General features: G+C 74.8%; 14 protein-coding genes. 3 read left to right on the forward strand and 11 right to left on the reverse strand.

Annotation, left to right across the window (positions count from 1 at the left end; genetic code table 11):
• Nucleotides 1-72 precede the first annotated feature (72 nt).
• The 5 genes from ACFC51_RS08855 to ACFC51_RS08875 are packed head-to-tail and all read right to left on the reverse strand — an operon-like array spanning nucleotide 73 to nucleotide 5,708.
• Nucleotides 73-909: an ECF transporter S component gene (locus ACFC51_RS08855; protein WP_376368112.1), complete on the reverse strand. Its 837-nt coding sequence runs from the start codon at nucleotides 907-909 to the stop codon at nucleotides 73-75.
• The gene (locus ACFC51_RS08860; RefSeq protein WP_376368110.1) at nucleotides 906-2,621 is read right to left on the reverse strand and encodes an ABC transporter ATP-binding protein; all 1,716 of its coding nucleotides are present in this window, start codon (nucleotides 2,619-2,621) and stop codon (nucleotides 906-908) included. The genes ACFC51_RS08855 and ACFC51_RS08860 overlap by 4 nt, the downstream gene beginning before the upstream one ends.
• The gene (locus ACFC51_RS08865; RefSeq protein ID WP_376368108.1) at nucleotides 2,618-3,763 is read right to left on the reverse strand and encodes an energy-coupling factor transporter transmembrane protein EcfT; all 1,146 of its coding nucleotides are present in this window, start codon (nucleotides 3,761-3,763) and stop codon (nucleotides 2,618-2,620) included. The genes ACFC51_RS08860 and ACFC51_RS08865 overlap by 4 nt, the downstream gene beginning before the upstream one ends.
• Nucleotides 3,760-4,452, reverse strand: coding sequence for an SCO2322 family protein (locus ACFC51_RS08870; RefSeq protein WP_376527715.1), 693 nt, complete (start codon nucleotides 4,450-4,452; stop codon nucleotides 3,760-3,762). The genes ACFC51_RS08865 and ACFC51_RS08870 overlap by 4 nt, the downstream gene beginning before the upstream one ends.
• A complete protein-coding gene (locus ACFC51_RS08875) occupies nucleotides 4,449-5,708 on the reverse strand; it encodes a prenyltransferase/squalene oxidase repeat-containing protein (protein ID WP_376527717.1) in 1,260 nt (419 codons plus the stop codon). The genes ACFC51_RS08870 and ACFC51_RS08875 overlap by 4 nt, the downstream gene beginning before the upstream one ends.
• Before the next feature lie 271 nt (nucleotides 5,709-5,979).
• Between ACFC51_RS08875 and ACFC51_RS08880 the strand changes: the two genes are divergently transcribed.
• Complete coding sequence (locus ACFC51_RS08880; protein WP_376527720.1) at nucleotides 5,980-6,483, forward strand: hypothetical protein; 504 nt, start codon at nucleotides 5,980-5,982, stop codon at nucleotides 6,481-6,483.
• Here ACFC51_RS08880 and ACFC51_RS08885 read toward each other — a convergent pair.
• Complete coding sequence (locus ACFC51_RS08885; RefSeq protein WP_376527723.1) at nucleotides 6,465-7,949, reverse strand: PHB depolymerase family esterase; 1,485 nt, start codon at nucleotides 7,947-7,949, stop codon at nucleotides 6,465-6,467. The two genes, ACFC51_RS08880 and ACFC51_RS08885, sit on opposite strands and share 19 nt — an antisense overlap.
• Nucleotides 7,950-8,224: 275 nt before the next feature.
• Here ACFC51_RS08885 and ACFC51_RS08890 point away from each other — a divergent pair, with 275 nt between their 5' ends.
• Both ACFC51_RS08890 and ACFC51_RS08895 read left to right on the forward strand, forming a co-directional pair.
• Nucleotides 8,225-9,010 carry a 3-hydroxybutyrate dehydrogenase gene (locus ACFC51_RS08890; RefSeq protein ID WP_376368099.1) on the forward strand — a complete coding sequence of 262 codons (786 nt, stop codon included), beginning with the start codon at nucleotides 8,225-8,227 and terminating at the stop codon, nucleotides 9,008-9,010.
• Nucleotides 9,011-9,066: 56 nt separating this feature from the next.
• Entirely contained in the window at nucleotides 9,067-11,049 is a 1,983-nt protein-coding gene (locus tag ACFC51_RS08895; protein ID WP_376368097.1) for a helix-turn-helix domain-containing protein, read from the forward strand.
• A gap of 21 nt (nucleotides 11,050-11,070) precedes the next feature.
• Here ACFC51_RS08895 and ACFC51_RS08900 read toward each other — a convergent pair whose 3' ends face one another.
• Genes ACFC51_RS08900 through ACFC51_RS08920 form a run of 5 tightly spaced genes read right to left on the reverse strand, consistent with a single transcriptional unit; the run spans nucleotide 11,071 to nucleotide 15,461 of the window.
• Nucleotides 11,071-11,961: an alpha/beta fold hydrolase gene (locus tag ACFC51_RS08900; RefSeq protein WP_376527725.1), complete on the reverse strand. Its 891-nt coding sequence runs from the start codon at nucleotides 11,959-11,961 to the stop codon at nucleotides 11,071-11,073.
• On the reverse strand, nucleotides 11,958-13,046 hold the full coding sequence (locus tag ACFC51_RS08905) for a branched-chain amino acid ABC transporter permease (protein WP_376368093.1): 1,089 nt from the start codon (nucleotides 13,044-13,046) through the stop codon (nucleotides 11,958-11,960). Before ACFC51_RS08905 ends, ACFC51_RS08900 begins: the two co-directional genes overlap by 4 nt.
• Nucleotides 13,043-13,930 carry a branched-chain amino acid ABC transporter permease gene (locus tag ACFC51_RS08910; RefSeq protein ID WP_376527727.1) on the reverse strand — a complete coding sequence of 296 codons (888 nt, stop codon included), beginning with the start codon at nucleotides 13,928-13,930 and terminating at the stop codon, nucleotides 13,043-13,045. The genes ACFC51_RS08905 and ACFC51_RS08910 overlap by 4 nt, the downstream gene beginning before the upstream one ends.
• Complete coding sequence (locus ACFC51_RS08915) at nucleotides 13,930-14,673, reverse strand: ABC transporter ATP-binding protein (RefSeq protein WP_376368089.1); 744 nt, start codon at nucleotides 14,671-14,673, stop codon at nucleotides 13,930-13,932. Before ACFC51_RS08915 ends, ACFC51_RS08910 begins: the two co-directional genes overlap by 1 nt.
• On the reverse strand, nucleotides 14,670-15,461 hold the full coding sequence (locus tag ACFC51_RS08920; protein WP_376368087.1) for an ABC transporter ATP-binding protein: 792 nt from the start codon (nucleotides 15,459-15,461) through the stop codon (nucleotides 14,670-14,672). Before ACFC51_RS08920 ends, ACFC51_RS08915 begins: the two co-directional genes overlap by 4 nt.
• Nucleotide 15,462 lies beyond the last annotated feature (1 nt).

A 15,462-nucleotide genomic window follows, 5' to 3' on the forward strand; every position in this document is an offset into this window, starting at 1 on the left:
CCTCCGCAGCCCTGACACGGGGCCAGGAACGCCCCGTCAGGCTCGCCGCCCAGCACGCCCAGGCGGACTGACTCACTCCGCGCGGGCCCCGACGTCCGCCCGCGCGTCGAAGTCCGCCCGCGCGTCGAAGGCGGCGCGGCGGGTGGCCCGGCGCAGCGCCCGCAGCAGGGTGGGCCCGACGGCCAGGGTCAGGGCCACCGTGAGGACGGCCCGGCCCAGGTCCCAGCCGAGCGAGGTGGCGGTGCAGTAGGCGAGGAAGCGGACCAGGTTCTCCTGGAGCGCGTCACCCGCGACGAAGGAGATCCCCGAGCCGAGCCCGGGCACGATCGTCCAGCCGTACAGATTCATCACGGTGCCGTACGCGAACGCCGCCACGCACCCGTACGCCGCCAGCATCAGCAGCTCGCCCCGGCCGCGCAGCCGGTCCGGGGCCGGCAGCAGACCGGCGCCCATGGTGAACCAGCCCATCGACAGCATCTGGAACGGCATCCACGGCCCGACACCGCCGGTGAGCAGCGCCGAGGCGAACATCGTCACCGAGCCGAGCACGAAGCCGAAGCCGGGGCCCAGCACCCGGCCGCTCAGCACCATCAGGAAGAACATCGGCTCCAGCCCCGCCGTCCCCGCGCCCAGCGGGCGCAGCGCCGCGCCGACGGCGGCGAGGACCCCCAGCATCGCGACGGCCTTGGCGTCCAGACCGGAGTCCGCGATCGTCGCGACGACGACCCCGACGAGCAGCACCAGCAGCGCGGCGAACAGCCACGGCGCGTCCTCGGCGTGTGCGAGACCGGAGTCCGCCCCGGCCAGCAGCGGCCAGCCGAACGCGACCACCCCGACCGCGCTGACCAGCACCAGCGCGGCCACGGCCCGGGGGCCGAGCCGCACCGGACGGGCGGACCCGCCGCTCACGCGAGTCCTTCCAGGGCCGTACGCACCTGGGACACGGTCAGCCACTCCCGTGGCGCGAGGACCTTCGAGGTCTGCGGGGCGAACGCGGGGGAGGAGACCACGACCTGCCGGGTCGGGCCGTCCGCGACGACCTCACCGTCGGCGAGTATCACCACCCGGTCCGCCAGCTCCGCCGCCAGCTCCACGTCGTGCGTGGCCAGGACGATCGCGTGGCCCTCACCGGCCAGCCGCCGCAGTACGCCGACGAGCCGGGCCTTCGCCGCGTAGTCGAGGCCGCGCGTCGGTTCGTCCAGGAGGAGGAGCGGGGGCCGGGCGGTGAGGACCAGGGCGAGGGCCAGCGCGAGCCGCTGCCCCTCGGAGAGATCACGGGGATGGACGTCGTCCGGCACCCCGGGCAGCAGCTCCGAGACCAGCGCCCGGCAGCTGCCCGCGGGCGCGCCGGCGTCGGAGTCGGCCGCCGCGCACTCGGCGGCGACCGTGTCCGCGTACAGCAGGTCGCGCGGCTCCTGCGGGACCAGCCCGACCCGGCGCACCATGTCGCGCGGCGGGGTCCGGGACGGCTCCAGACCACCGACGAGGACGGAGCCCGTGGTCGGCGCGGTCATCCCGACGAGCGTGGTCAGCAGGGTCGACTTGCCCGCGCCGTTGCGGCCCATCAGCGCCACGGTCTCGCCCGGGGCGACGGACAGCGTCACCCCGCGCAGCGCCTGGACCCGCCCGTGCCGCACCCCGAGCCCCTCGACCCGGGTGGTACCGCCGTCCTTCGGCGGCTCGGCGGGACCGGGCTGCGGGCGGCGGCCCAGCAGCCGGCCCAGCAGACCGGGCCGGGGCGCGGCCGGCGCGGGCAGCGGGGCCACCGTGGCGTCCGCCGGCGCCGTGCGCGGCGGCGGCTCCACGTCGGCCAGCCGCTCCCGCAGCTCCTTCGCCCGGCGGCGCGCGTCGCGCACCGACAGCGGCAGCGGGTCCCAGCCCACCAGCCGGCCCAGGGCGACCACCGGGGGCCGGACGGGCGACACCGCCATGACGTCGGCGGGCGGGCCCATCACCGGTGCGCTGCCCGGCGAGGGCAGCAGCAGGACCTGGTCGGCGTACTGCACGACACGCTCCAGGCGGTGTTCGGCCATCAGCACCGTCGTCCCCAGGTCGTGCACCAGCCGCTGGAGCACCGCGAGGACGTCCTCGGCCGCGGCCGGGTCCAGCGCGGACGTCGGCTCGTCGAGGACCAGGACCTTCGGGTGCGGGGTGAGGACCGACCCGATGGCGACCCGCTGCCGCTGGCCCCCGGAGAGCGTGGCGATCGGCCGGTCGCGCAGTTCGGCGAGGCCCAGCAGGTCCAGCGTCTCCTCGACCCGGCGCCGCATGACGTCCGGGGCGAGACCCAGCGACTCCATGCCGTACGCCAGCTCGTCCTCGACGGTGTCCGTCACGAAGTGGGCGAGCGGGTCCTGTCCCACCGTGCCGACGAGGTCGGCGAGTTCACGCGGCTTGTGGGTGCGGGTGTCCCGGCCGCCGACCGTCACCCGGCCGGTCAGCGTCCCGCCGGTGAAGTGCGGCACGAGACCGGACACGGCGCCCAGCAGGGTCGACTTGCCGACGCCCGACGGGCCGACGACCAGCACCAGTTCGCCCTCGGGGACGGTGAGGTCCACCCCGGACAGGGTGGGGCGTCCGGCGCCCTCGTACCGTACCGAGACCTGCTCGAACCGGATCATGGGCGCTCCTTGGAGTCCGAGGGGGAGGCGGGCAGCGGCGCCACCACGGCGGGCAGCAGCCCGATCAGTACGGCCGCGGCGGGCCACAGGGGAAGGACGGGGGCCGTGAGCGGCACGACACCGGGGCTCAGGGCGTCCGGGTCGACGGCGCCGGCCCGGATCATCGCCGCCGCGACGGCCGCGCCCGAGGCCGCGACGAGCCAGGCGCGCACGTCCCACCGGTCGGGCCGGTAACGGGTGCGGACCGAGCGGCGTCCGCCGAGCCGGAGCCCGGCCAGCGCCGCCACCAGCCCGGCGAGCAGCAACGGCAGCCCGTACGCGGCGCCCTGCGCGGCCAGCAGTCCGTACGTCCCCGCGCAGACGCCCAGCAGCCCGCCGAGCGTGAGCACACGGGTGGTGCGGCGGACGGCGGGCGGGACCTGCGCGGTGCGGCCGTAGCCGCGCGCGTCCATCGACGCGGCCACGGCCACCGAGCGTTCCAGGGCGCCCTCCAGCACCGGCAGGCCGATCTGGAGCACCGCCCGGATCCCGCCCGTCGGACGGCCGCGCAGCCGTCGGGCCGTACGCAGCCGGGCCACGTCGGCGACCATGTTCGGGGCGAACGTCATCGCGACGACGACGGCGACCCCGGCCTCGTACAGCGCGCCGGGCAGCGACTTCAGCAGCCTGGCGGGGTTGGCCAGGGAGTTGGCCGCCCCGATGCAGATCAGCAGCGTGGCCAGCTTCGCGCCCTCGTACAGTGCGAAGACCAGCTGCTCCCCGGTGACCCGGCCGCCGATCCTGATGCCCTGCGCCCAGTCGGGCAGGGGCACCTCGGGGAGGGTGAAGAGGGTGTCCGTACCGGGCACGGAGGAGCCGAGGAGGACGGAGAAGACGAGGCGCACGGCCACGACGAACAGCCCCAGCCTGATGAACGCCCCGTAGGAACGGGCCCACGGGGCATCCGTGCGGCGTGCCGCCACCACGTAGCCGGCCACCCCCACCAGCAGCCCGAGCAGCAGCGGGTTGGTCGTGCGGGACGCGGCCGTCGCCAGCCCGAGCGCCCACAGCCACCAGGCCCCGGCCGGTACGGCGTTGGACCGCGTCGCCCGCGGGGCGCGCAGCGCAGGGCGGAGCCGGGCGGGGCCGGTGGAGCGGGTCATCGGCGGCGGCGGGCCTGGAACACTGCGGCGACACCCAGCAGGAGCACCGCGCCGACGCCCGTCAGCACACCGGCCGACGGGCCGCCGCCGGAACTGTCCGAGCCGGAGCCGTGGCCACCGGGCGCCGCGGCGTCGTCGCGGTCGCCGTCCGCCTCGGTGGTCTCCTCCGACCCGCCGTCCCCGGTCTGCTCACCGCAGCCCGAGCGCGGATAGCCGGATATCGCGCAGAGCATCGCGGAACCGTCGTACCGCAGTGGCTTCGCCACCGAGGCGAGGGCCTCCGCCGTGCTGGCGTCCGGCGCCACCTGGGCGCAGGCGGTGCGCAGCGCGGGCGGCTTCTCGCCGTCCGGCGCGTCCGCGGCCGTGCCGGGGTCGACGACCAGCGCGACCCGCTTGCGGCCGTCCTTCGCCGGGGTGTCCGCGCAGACGGCCCCGAAGTCCGGGGCACGGCGCGGCTGCGCCGAGTCCTGGGAGTCCTCGCTGACCGAGAAGCGGAAGCCCTGCACCGCGCCGTCGTCCGGCCGGACCACGGACGGCCCCTGGGTGGCGTACGTCCAGCCCTTCCCGCCGTCCCCCTCCCAGAACGACCAGTAGCGGTACCCGGCCGCCTGCGCGTTCCCCGCGCCCAGCAACGCGAGTACGGCGCCCACGAGGAGAAGCAGCGCCGCCGTTCCCAGCGGGCGCCTCACAGCTGCTGGTTCTTCCGGCGTCCGCTGAGCAGGAAGCCGATGCCCGCGCCGAAGGCGAGACCGATGCCGATGATCCACCAGAGGCCCAGGCCCTCGTCGTCGCTGCTCGTGTCCGCCGGCTTCGAAGGAGCCGTCGCGGTCGGCGAGGGCACGGCGGTGGCGGCGGGGGCCGGGCCCGTCGCGTTGAGCTGCCTGACGAGGTCGACGCCGCCGAAGTCGCGGGCGTCACTGCCGGTCGCGTGGGCGGCGAGCACCAACTGCGCGGTGGCCGCGGGGCCGCCCTCCTTCGCCCAGCCCTGCGCGTGCTTCTCCAGGTAGGCGACCGCGCCGGCCGCCTTGTCCTTGTGGCCGGCGGCCGCCAGCGCCACGACGGCGTCGGCGGTGTTCCCGAAGTCGGGCTGCGGGTCGGACTCCTCGGCGCCCGGCATCGGCGGCAGGTCCAGGTGCCCGGACCCGTCGAGCGCCCTCGCCAGGTAGGAGGCGCCGTTCTGCGCGGTCTGCTCGATGGTGAGGCCGGTGCCCTTGTGGCAGACGGGGGCCTTCACCGCGTTGGAGTTGCCCGCGGCCAGGCCCTTGCCCATCGCACCGATCACCGCGGCCGCCGTCGCGTCCGCGTTGGCGGTGAGCTTGCCGTCCTTGTCCGGCTGGTAGGCGAACGCCCCGCCGTCCTCGCCCCCGCACGGCAGGGCGAAGCCCTGCAGTGCGGTGTACGGGGTCTTCCCGTCCGCCGTGGTGACATCGGCGAGCGGCACGCCCGCCCGGGCCAGGGCCCCGGTCACGACGGCGGTGGAGTTGGCGTCGCTCGGGCTGCCCGGGTTGTAGCCCCAGCCGCCGTCCTTGTTCTGGACGGACTTCAGCCAGCTGACCCCGTTGTCCACGACCTCACGGTGCACACCGAGCTCGACCACGGCCTGGACGGCCGCCGCCGTGGCGTTGGTGTCCGCCACGGTCTTGGCGTCGCACGGTGCGGACGCGTCCCGGTAGGCGGCGAAGGCGCCGCTGGAGCACTGCTGGCCGACGAGCCAGTCCACGGACTTCGTGGCGGGCGTGACCAGCTCGACCTTCTGGGCGAGGAACGCGAGCGACTGGCGCCACACCCCGTCGTACGTCGGGTCCTTGGTGCCGTACAGCCCGGCCGGCAGGTCCGGCGTGGACGGGGACGGGGTGGGACTCGGCGCGGCGACCGCCACCGGGGCGGCAGCTCCACAGAGCACGGCGGTGATCGCGAGCGCGGCCGCGCGGCGGCGTACGGACATGAAGGACTGGGCCTCTCGAATGGGGTTTCCCCTGCTCGAGCTGGGCCGAGCGCGCGGGGAAGGGTCGGCGCCGGATTCGCACCGGCTTCCCCCTGTACGGGCATGATGACGACCAGCCCACTCTACCGGGGCCCCTCCGGCGCCCTCCGGGCGGACAGCCGCACCTCGTCGGTGAAGGGCCTTCCCAGCAGGTCAGGGCCCATGCAAGACTCCCGCGGGGGTCACATGGGCGCGTGCCCGTGGGGGAGGAACGACCTGGTGGGAAGCAGAGTTGCGCAAGCGAAGGACGGCGGCCGTCGTTGCGGTGGCGGGATTCATGACGGTGACGGCGGGCTGCGGTCTCGCGGGAGAGACCGGGACCGTGCCGAAGGCCACCCGGGTCCCCCTCCCCCCGCTCACCGCCGGGACGGTCGGTGACGAGATAGAGGGCTTCGCCCGGGCGGGAGGACTGCCGCCCGGGGACACCTCCGCGACGGGACTCCCCGGAGGCGAGTGGCGGACGTGCGTGGCGCCCTGGACGGGCTACGCGCCGGCGGCGGACGCCGCCGGCGCCTTCGAGGCGACGGTGATGCGACTGCGGCAGCACGACTGGGAGATCGTCTCCAGCCATGCCGAGCGGGACGTCACCTACCGCACCCTCGCCAAGCGCGGCTGGAAGGTGTACGCCCGGTACTACGCCGCGGAGAGCGCCGGATGGACCGTGTCGCTCACCGCGGTCGAGGACGGCTGCAAGCTGCCGGGAAAGGTCCGGGCCGGCTACGAGGACCCGGCCTGACAGCCGGAGTCGGCGATCACGAAGTGGCCCGCCGGTGACTCCCTCAGGGTGTGGGTGACGAAGACGTTGTACAGCCCCATGTCCTGGTTCGAACCGTTCGCCCAGGCGTGGCCGCCCGAGGTGTGCGCCCGGCCGGCCGTCACATGCGCGTAGTTCGTCGCCGTGAAGCACCGCGCCGGCGTCGTACCGCCCGTGGTGGTCGCCGTCACCGCGGCCGACCCCGCCCCGGCGGTCCCCGAGGAGTCGCTCGCGGTCACGGAGTAGCGGTAGGCGGTGCCCGCGGTCAGCCCGGTGTCCGTGAAGGAGGCCGAGGCGGTCGTGGTCACCTTCGTCCCGTCCCGGTACACCGTGTAGGAGGCTGCGCCCGTGACCGCGTTCCACGTCAGTGAGGCCGTGGTGTCCGTGACCCCGGTGACCTTCAGGCCGGCCGGGGCGGGCAGGCCGTTCCCACCGCCCGGGGCGCCCTTGTCCAGTCCCCAGAACACACCCGTGTGGTACGACGAGCAGACGGTGTTCAGGAAGTAGGCGGCCGTCGACCCGCAGCTGTCGGCGCCCGACCCCGGGCTCACCGGCAGACCGTGGCCCATGCCGGAGACCGAGAAGGTCTCCACGGCGGGCTGCCCGGACGTGTCGTTGTAGACGCTCCGGGTGGTGCCGCCGGGCAGGCTCTGGGTGCTGGACGGCGTCTGCCCGATGCCCCAGACGTCGGTCCACTGGTCGCGCAGGGCCGTGGCGTTGGCCGGGTAGACCGTGTAGTCCGAGGTGCCCTGCCAGATCGCCACCCGGGGCCAGGGGCCGGTCCAGCCCGGGTACGAGCCGCGGACCTTGTCGCCCCACTGGGCGGGCGAGAGGTTCTGCGGCCCCGTCTGGCAGGCGGACGCGGCGGCCTGGCTGGTGGCGCACTGGGCCGGGAGCCCGGAGGCCACGGAACCGCCGGCGAAGACGTCCGGGTAGGCGGCCAGCAGGTCGGCGGTCATCCCGCCGCCCGCCGAGAGCCCGGTGACGTAGACCCGGCGGCCGTCGGAGCCGTACGTCTTCTTCGCGTACTCGACCATCTGCACGACGGACGCGGCCTCGCCCCTGCCCCGCGTGCTCTCCGCCTGGTCGAACCAGCCGAAGCAGGAGAGCGCGTTGTTCGCCGAGGTGGTCTGCGGGAACACGACGTCGAAGCCCCAGAGGTCGGCGTACTTCGGCCAGCCCGAGTTGGTGTAGTAGGCGTTCGCCGACTGGGTGCAGCCGTGCAGGGCGACGACCAGGGGAGCGCCCGCCGGTACGGAGTCCGGGGTGTACGCGAACATCTGGAGGTTGCCGGGGTTCGAGCCGAAGCCGGTGACCTGCTGGAGGCCCGCGGCCGACGGGGCCGCAGGTGCGGCGGTGACGGGATGCGCGGCCAGCAGGGGCAGCACGGCACAGACGGCGACGGAGGCGACGCGGCGGAGCAGGCGTCGCAGGACAGGTGGGCGCACGGTGGGGCCTCCTCATCGGACGTGCGGAAGGGCTGGGGAAGGACGTGGGGAACTGCTGCCGGAACCTACGAGCCGGAGACGGGGCCGCCCATGTGGCAGGCGGACATCCGCCGCCCACCGCTGTGTGCGGCGCTCCCCTTGCGCCCGCGTCCGGCGTCCCGGACACGCGCCCGACCCGCCGGGCCGCACCATGTACGCCGCCACCATGCGGCCGCCCAGGGGTGTGTGCACCGACCCCGTGTGATGCGGGCGGCGACATCCTTACGGTGACGCCCATGCAGACTTCCCGGACCCCCCAGCACGACCCCCTCGCCCCCTCGGCCCTCGCCGGGCGCACCGCCCTGGTCACCGGGGCCGCCAGCGGCATCGGACTGGCCTGCGCCGAGGCGCTCGCCGCCGCCGGAGCCCATGTGCACGTGGTGGACAAGCAGGGAGACGCGGCCAAGAGCCTGGCGACACGGATCGGCGGGACGGCCTGGGTGGCCGATCTCTCCGTGGCCGAGGCGGTGGACGCGCTGCCTGCCGACGCGGACATCGTGGTCAACAACGCGGGGCTCCAGCACGTGGCGCCCGTGCACGAGTTCCCGCCGGACCGCTTCGCGCTGATCCAGCGCGTCATGGTGGAAGCCCCGTTCCGCATCTTGCGCCGTACGCTCCCCGGCATGTACGAACGCGGCTGGGGCCGCGTGGTCAACATCTCGTCCGTGCACGGACTGCGCGCCAGCCCCTACAAGTCGGCCTACGTCTCGGCCAAGCACGCACTGGAGGGGCTCAGCAAAGTGGTCGCACTCGAAGCGGCTCCGCACGGGGTGACGAGCAACTGCGTCAGCCCCGGCTACGTCCGCACCCCCCTGGTCGAGGACCAGATCGCGGACCAGGCCCGCAGCCACGGCATCTCCGAGCAGGAGGTGGTGGGCCGGGTGCTGCTGGAACGCAGCGCCCTGAAGTCGCTGATCGAGCCCGCCGACGTGGCCGGCGCCGTCCTGTGGCTGTGCGGACCCGGCACGGGACACATCACCGGAAGCTCCCTCACCATGGACGGCGGCTGGACCGCCAACTGACCCGACCGACCAGGAAGCCCGGAGAACGATGGAAGCCGGAAGAACGATGGCCGCACATGTCTGAACCGCCCCCCGCCGCGGCGCCCCTCCTGGCGCGCCTCCTCGACCTGCTGGCCGACGACGCCCCCGCCGAGGCGCTGGGCGCCGTCACCTCGGAGGCCAGGGCCGCGGGGGTCTCCCCGGCCGAGCTGGCCGAGGTGGAGCGGGCGGCCGCCACCGCCCTGCGGATCAGGGGCGCCCTGCGCCAGCACCGGCGCAGGGAACTCCAGCTCACCGCGCTCTTCGACACGGCGGGCGACCTGGCGGCCTCCCGGGACCTGGACGACGTGCTGAAGGCGATCGTGCGGCGGGCCAGGATGCTGCTCGGCACCGACACCGCCTATCTGACGCTCCCCGACGAGGAGGCCGGGGACACCTACATGCGGGTGACCGACGGGTCGGTGTCCGTGCTGTTCCAGCGGCTCCGCCTCGAACTGGGCGAGGGGCTCGGCGGGCTGGTCGCCCAGACCGCCAGCCCCTACGCGACCCCCGACTACCGCACCGACGAACGCTTCCGCCACACCCGCAACATCAACGCCGGTGTGCTGGACGAAGGGCTCGTCGCCATCCTCGGCGTCCCCCTGCTGCTCGGCTCCAGCCGGGGCGGTACGGGAAAGGTCATCGGCGTCCTCTTCGCGGCGGACCGCGCCGCACGGGTCTTCAGCCCCGACGAGGTGGCCCTGCTCTGCTCGCTCGCCGCGCACGCCGCCATCGCCATCGACACCGCCCGCGCCCTGGACGACACCCGGACCGCCCTGGCGGAACTCGCCGGCGCCAACGCCGAACTGGCCGAGGCCAACGCCGCCGTACGCGCGCACTCGGCCGCCATGCGACGCGCCGAGGAGGCCCACGACCGGCTCACCGACCTGGTGCTGCGCGGCGGCGACGTGAAGGACGTCGCCGTCTCCGTCGCCGGACTCCTCGACAGCTCCCTGACCATCCACGACCCGGGCGGGCGCCCGCTGGCCGCCGTACGGCCAGACGGCTCGGGCCTCGCCGCCGACAGCATGGACGCCGGCTGGCTCGCCGCGACCGCCGAGGAGTCCCGGCACGGGGCGCGCGCCGTGCACCGCGACGGCCGCTGGATCTGTGCGGTGCTCGCCGGACAGGAACTCCTCGCCGGGCTGGTGCTGCACCGGCCCGGCCGGCTCGACGACTCCGACCGGCGGCTCTTCGAGCGTGCCGCCGTCGTCACCGGGCTCCTCCTGCTGCTGCGCCGCACGGTCGCCGAGACCGAGAACCGGATACGGGGGGAGCTGATCAGCGACCTGCTCGGCGATCCGGAGCGTGATCCCGCCGGGCTGGCCGAGCGGGGCCGGAGACTCGGCATCGACCTGGACCGGCCACGCCTCCTGCTGGTGGCGGAGGCGGCGGCCCGGGAGAAGCTCGGCGGCGCCGCGATGCGGTACCTGTTCGGCGGTGACATCCACGGGGTGAGCGCCGAACACGCGGGCACCGTCGTGCTGCTGATCGACTGCGACGGCCGCTCGCCGCACGACGCCGGGGACGCCGCGCGCGCGGCGGCGGCCCAGCTCGGCCACCTCGTCCAGGCGCCCGTCACCGTCGCCGGCACCGGCCCCGCGGGCGGCGCTCGCGAACTGGCCGCCGCCTACGCAGAGGCCGCGCGGTGCCTGCGTGCCATGAGGGTGCTGGGGCGCGAGGGCGAGGGCGCCTGCGTCGACGAACTCGGCTTCCTGGGCGTCGTGCTGGGCGACGCCAAGGACGTCGACGGCTTCGTGACCGCCGTGCTGGGGCCCCTGCTGCGCTACGACGAGCGGCGTGGCACCCACCTCGTGAGGACCCTTCGCGCGTACTTCGGCGCGGGCGGCAGCCTGATCCGGGCCAAGGACGAGCTGCACGTGCACGTGAACACCGTGGTGCAGCGCCTCGACAGGATCCAGGTGCTGCTGGGGCGTGACTGGAACGAGCCCGACCGCGCCCTGGAGCTCCAGCTGGCGCTGCGCCTGCATCTGCTGGGGGGCGGCCGGGACACCCCGTAGGGCCCCGGCCGCCCGGACCGCTCAGCGCCGGAGGGCTGCCCGCAGCAGGGCGCCGGCGACCTCGCCGGCGCCCTTGTCGCCCGTCAGCACCGTGTAGTGGTTGACGTCCTCGACGGGCACCGCCCCGACCTTGGTGTCCGGCTGGCCCGCAGCGGCCAGCCGGGTCTCGTCGTACAGGCCCTGCTCCTCGTTCATGAGCCCCCGGCGTGCCCACAACAGCGTCGCCGGCACAGGGAGTTCGCGTACGGCTGCGAGTACCTCGTCCCGGAACAGGCCCACCCCGTCCGTGCGGACCGCCTCCAGGACGCAGCCGGAGCGCATCGCCGGTTCCGTGCCCGTCAGGTCGCGCTGGAGGTACGCGTCCACCTCCGGCGTCCAGCCCTCACCGCCGAACGCGGGATGGGCCCGCCAGAACGACCGGTAGGCGTCCCGGTCGGGGAACGTCATCGCGAGCCGGTCCATGGCCGGCCCGATCACCGCCGTCAGCAGCTCGTCCGCGGACAGGTGGGTGGGGGCGGGGAAGCCGAAACCGCCGTCCACGAGCACCAGTTCCCCGAAGCGGTCCGGGTGCCGCACCGCCGCGAGCGCCGCGACGAACGCCCCCATCGAGTGGCCCGCGAGGACCACGGGTCCGTCACCGGCCGCCTTCGCCAGGGCGGCCGCGTCGTCCGCGTGGGGGGCGATGCCGTACGGGCCGGGCAGCCCCGCGCTCCCGGCCCGGCCGCGCAGGTCCGGGGCGACCAGGGTGACGCGGCCGGCGAGGACACGGGCGACCGCGCCCCAGGACAGGGCGTTGGCCGTGATGCCGTGCAGGGCCACCACCACCGGGGCGCCGGTCTCCCCGGCGGGCCAGCGCAGGGCGGCCAGTTCGCCGCCGGTGACGGGGACGCGTATCTCCTCGTACGGGGTCATCGGTTCTCCTCACGGGTCCTGCGCAGACGGGACGGCAGCCGGGCCAGGCCGCCGGGCAGCAGGTGTACCACGGCGACGAACAGCACCCCGAGCAGGAAGAGCGGCTGGGAGAGCGGCACGCGCAGGACCGCGGGCAGGTCGGAGACCGCGCCCGACCCGGCGAGGTCACCGAGCCGGTGGTCGGCCCAGGTGTAGAGGATGCCGCCGACCATCGGACCCCAGCGGGTGCCCGATCCGCCCAGCACCACCATGACCAGCAGCGACAGGGTGAAGTCGGAGGTCGTCGTCTGAGGCGTGGAGCCACCGGTCAGCAGCAGGTGGACGAGCCCGCCGGCCGCCGCGAGCGCCCCCGCGAGGACGAAGGCCGTCAGCTTGAAGCCGTACGGCCGCAGCCCCAGCACCTCGACCCTGCGCTCGTTCTCCTTGATGCCCTCCCAGACCCGGCCGGTGGGGGAGCGCACCGCCCAGTGGACGACGCCGAGAGTGAGGACGAGGTAGGCGAGCGCGATCCAGTACAGATTCGCGGTGTGGTCGATCCCGACCAGCCAGGACGGCAGCAGCTCCGCCGGAGCCGCCCGGCCCTCCTCGCCACCGGTGAAGCCGCCCGGGTCGCGGGAGACGAGGATCGAGCCGGCCTGGGCGAACGCGAGCGTCACCATGGAGAAGCCGATGCCGGTGACCCGCAGGCTCACCGAGCCCAGCAGCAGGGCGAGCAGGGTGCCCGAGCACAGGCCGAGGATCGCCGCGACGGCGAAGGGCAGCCCCGCCTCCAGGAGGAACATGTTGGTGGCGTAGCTGCCCGCCGCGAAGTACAGGGCATGCCCGAAGGAGAGCAGCCCCGTGCGGCCGAGCAGCAGGTCGTATCCGGTGGCGAGAGCGCCGAACAGCAGGCAGGTCGCCAGGAGTTGCAGGCTTCCCGGGCTCCCGACCGGACCGTCCAGCAGTCCGGGGACGGGCAGAGCGCTGTACGGCGCGACGGCCAGGAGCACGAGGACGGCGGCCGGCCACCAGCGCAGCAGCCGGGGGCCCTCGCGCCCGGGCGCCGTCTTCACGGCGGTGGGTGCGGGTGTGGTGGCGGTGCTCACGCGAGCCTCCCGGTCAGTCCGCGCGGCCGGACGAGCAGCAGCGCGGCGAGCAGGACGACGACCGCCAGGTCGCCGAGGCCCGCTGCGGTGTAGTAGTTGGCGAACTGCTGGACGAGGCCGATCACGACGGCCGCCACGGCGGCGCCGGTCACCGAGCCCATGCCGCCCGTGACCACGACGACGAACGCGAAGATCAGCAGCGAAGTGCCCTGGCGGGGGTCGACGGAGCCGAAGTACAGCCCGCCGAGTGCCCCGCCCAGTGCCGCGGCGCAGCCGCCGATCGCGAAGACCAGCGTGAACGCCGTACGGACGTCGATGCCCAGGGCCGTCACCATCGCCCTGTCCTCGACCCCGGCCCGCACGACCAGGCCGTGCCGGGTCCGGCCGAGGAACAGCCGCAGGGCGACCAGTACGGCCACCGCTGCGGCGATCAGCACCAGCCGGTTGACCGGCACCTCGGCACCCAGCAGCCCGAAGGTGCCGGACAGGGCCCCGGGCCCGGGGAAGGTCCGGGCATCGGACCCCCAGATCCCCGAGAGCAGGGCGGGTACGGCCAGCCCCACCCCGACCGTGGCGAGCACCTGCTCGCGAGGCCGGGTGTACAGCGGGCGCACGACGGCCAGTTCGAGCACCACGGCGGCGAGCGTGCCCACCGCCGTCCCGAACAGGACCGCCAGGACGAAGCCCCACCCGCCGGGACCCGCGCCCGGCAGATGGCCGGACGCCGCCCACCAGGTGCCGTACGCGCCGATGGAGAGAAGCGCCCCGTGGGCGAAGTTGAGCACGTCCATCAGGCCGAAGATCAGTGAGAGCCCCGACGCGACGAGGAAGTAGAGCGCCCCCAGACCGAGTCCGGTCATGGTGAGCAGCACGATGGTGGACATCAGGAATCCGCCTCCGCGGGGTGGGGGGCGAGGGGGCCGTGGCCCACGCCGAGCAGCCGGCGGGTGGCCTCCGCGTCGCCCAGCAGTCCGGCGGCCTCGCCCCGGTGGGCCGTCCGGCCGTCGGCGAGCACCACGCAGTGCCCGGCGAGGCGGCGTACGACGGCGAGGTTCTGTTCGACGAGCAGCACGGGTACCGCCTCCGCGGCGCGCTCCAGGACCTGGGCGACCTCGGTGACGACCTTGGGGGCGAGGCCCTTGGTGGGCTCGTCGGCGATGATCAGCCGGTTGCCGTTGAGCAGGGTGCGGCCGATGGCCACCATCTGCTGCTGGCCCCCTGACAGGGTCCCGGCCAACTGCCCTCTACGGGTCTTCAGTTCGGGGAAGAGCTCGTGGACCAGGCCGTACGCGGGCCCGTCGGCGCCCCGGCGTTCGGCCAGCCGCAGGTTCTCCGCGACGGTGAGGCCGGCGAAGATCCCCCGGTCCTCGGGGGCGTAGCCGATGCCCCGGCGGACCAGGGTGTGCGTGGGCAGTCCCACGGTCTCCTCGCCGTCGAGGAGCACGCTCCCCTCGCGCGGGACCAGCCCGAGGATGCCGCGTACGGTCGTGGTCTTGCCCGCACCGTTGCGGCCGAGCAGCGCGGTCACGCCCTGGCGCGCCACCTCCAGGTCCACGCCGTGCAGGATGTGGCGGCCGCCGATCAGGACCCGCAGGCCGCGCACGACGAGCAGCGCGGGCGCCGTCACAGCCCCTCCCCGAGGTAGGCCTGCTGGACGACCGGGTCGGCGGTCACGGCGGCGGGGGTGTCCAGGGCGAGGAGGCGGCCGTGGTGCATCACCGCCAGCCGGTCCGCGAGATCCAGCAGGACGTCCATGTGGTGCTCGACCATGAGCACGGTGCGGCCCTCCTCGCGGTGCAGGGTGCGGATCAGTTCCGTGAGGGCGGGCACCTCCTCGGCGCTCACCCCCGCCATCGGCTCGTCGAGCAGCATGAGCCGGGGTTCGCCCACCAGCAGCACCGCGAGCTCCAGCTTGCGTTTCTCGCCGTGGGAGAGCTCGGCCGCCGTGGCCCCCGCGCGGTGGCCGAGGCCCGTGCGCTCCAGCACGCCGGCCACCTCGGCGGCGTACGCGGAGGCGCGCCGCCACAGCCGGTGCGAGCCGCCGTGCCGGGCCTGGGCGGCCAGCCGGACGTGCTCGGCGACGGTCATGCCGGGCCAGAGGCTGGAGGTCTGGAACGTCCGGCCGATCCCGCGCCGCGCACGGGTGTGCACGGGCAGGCCGGTCAGGTCCGCGCCGTCCAGCGCGAGGGTGCCGGCGGTGGGCCGGACGATCCCGCTGATCAGGTTGAACAGGGAGGTCTTGCCCGCCCCGTTGGGCCCGATGAAGGCGAGGAACTCGCCCTCCCGGACGGTGAAGGTGACGTCCTCGACGATGGTCGCCCCGCCGACGCGCCAGCCCAGTCCGTCGAGCCGGAGCACGGGGGTGCCCGCCCGTGCCCCTTCGTCCCGCGCGGTGGCGGTGCCTGGTGCGTGCACG

This window comes from Streptomyces sp. NPDC055962, assembly GCF_042270185.1.
Lineage (GTDB): Bacteria > Actinomycetota > Actinomycetes > Streptomycetales > Streptomycetaceae > Streptomyces.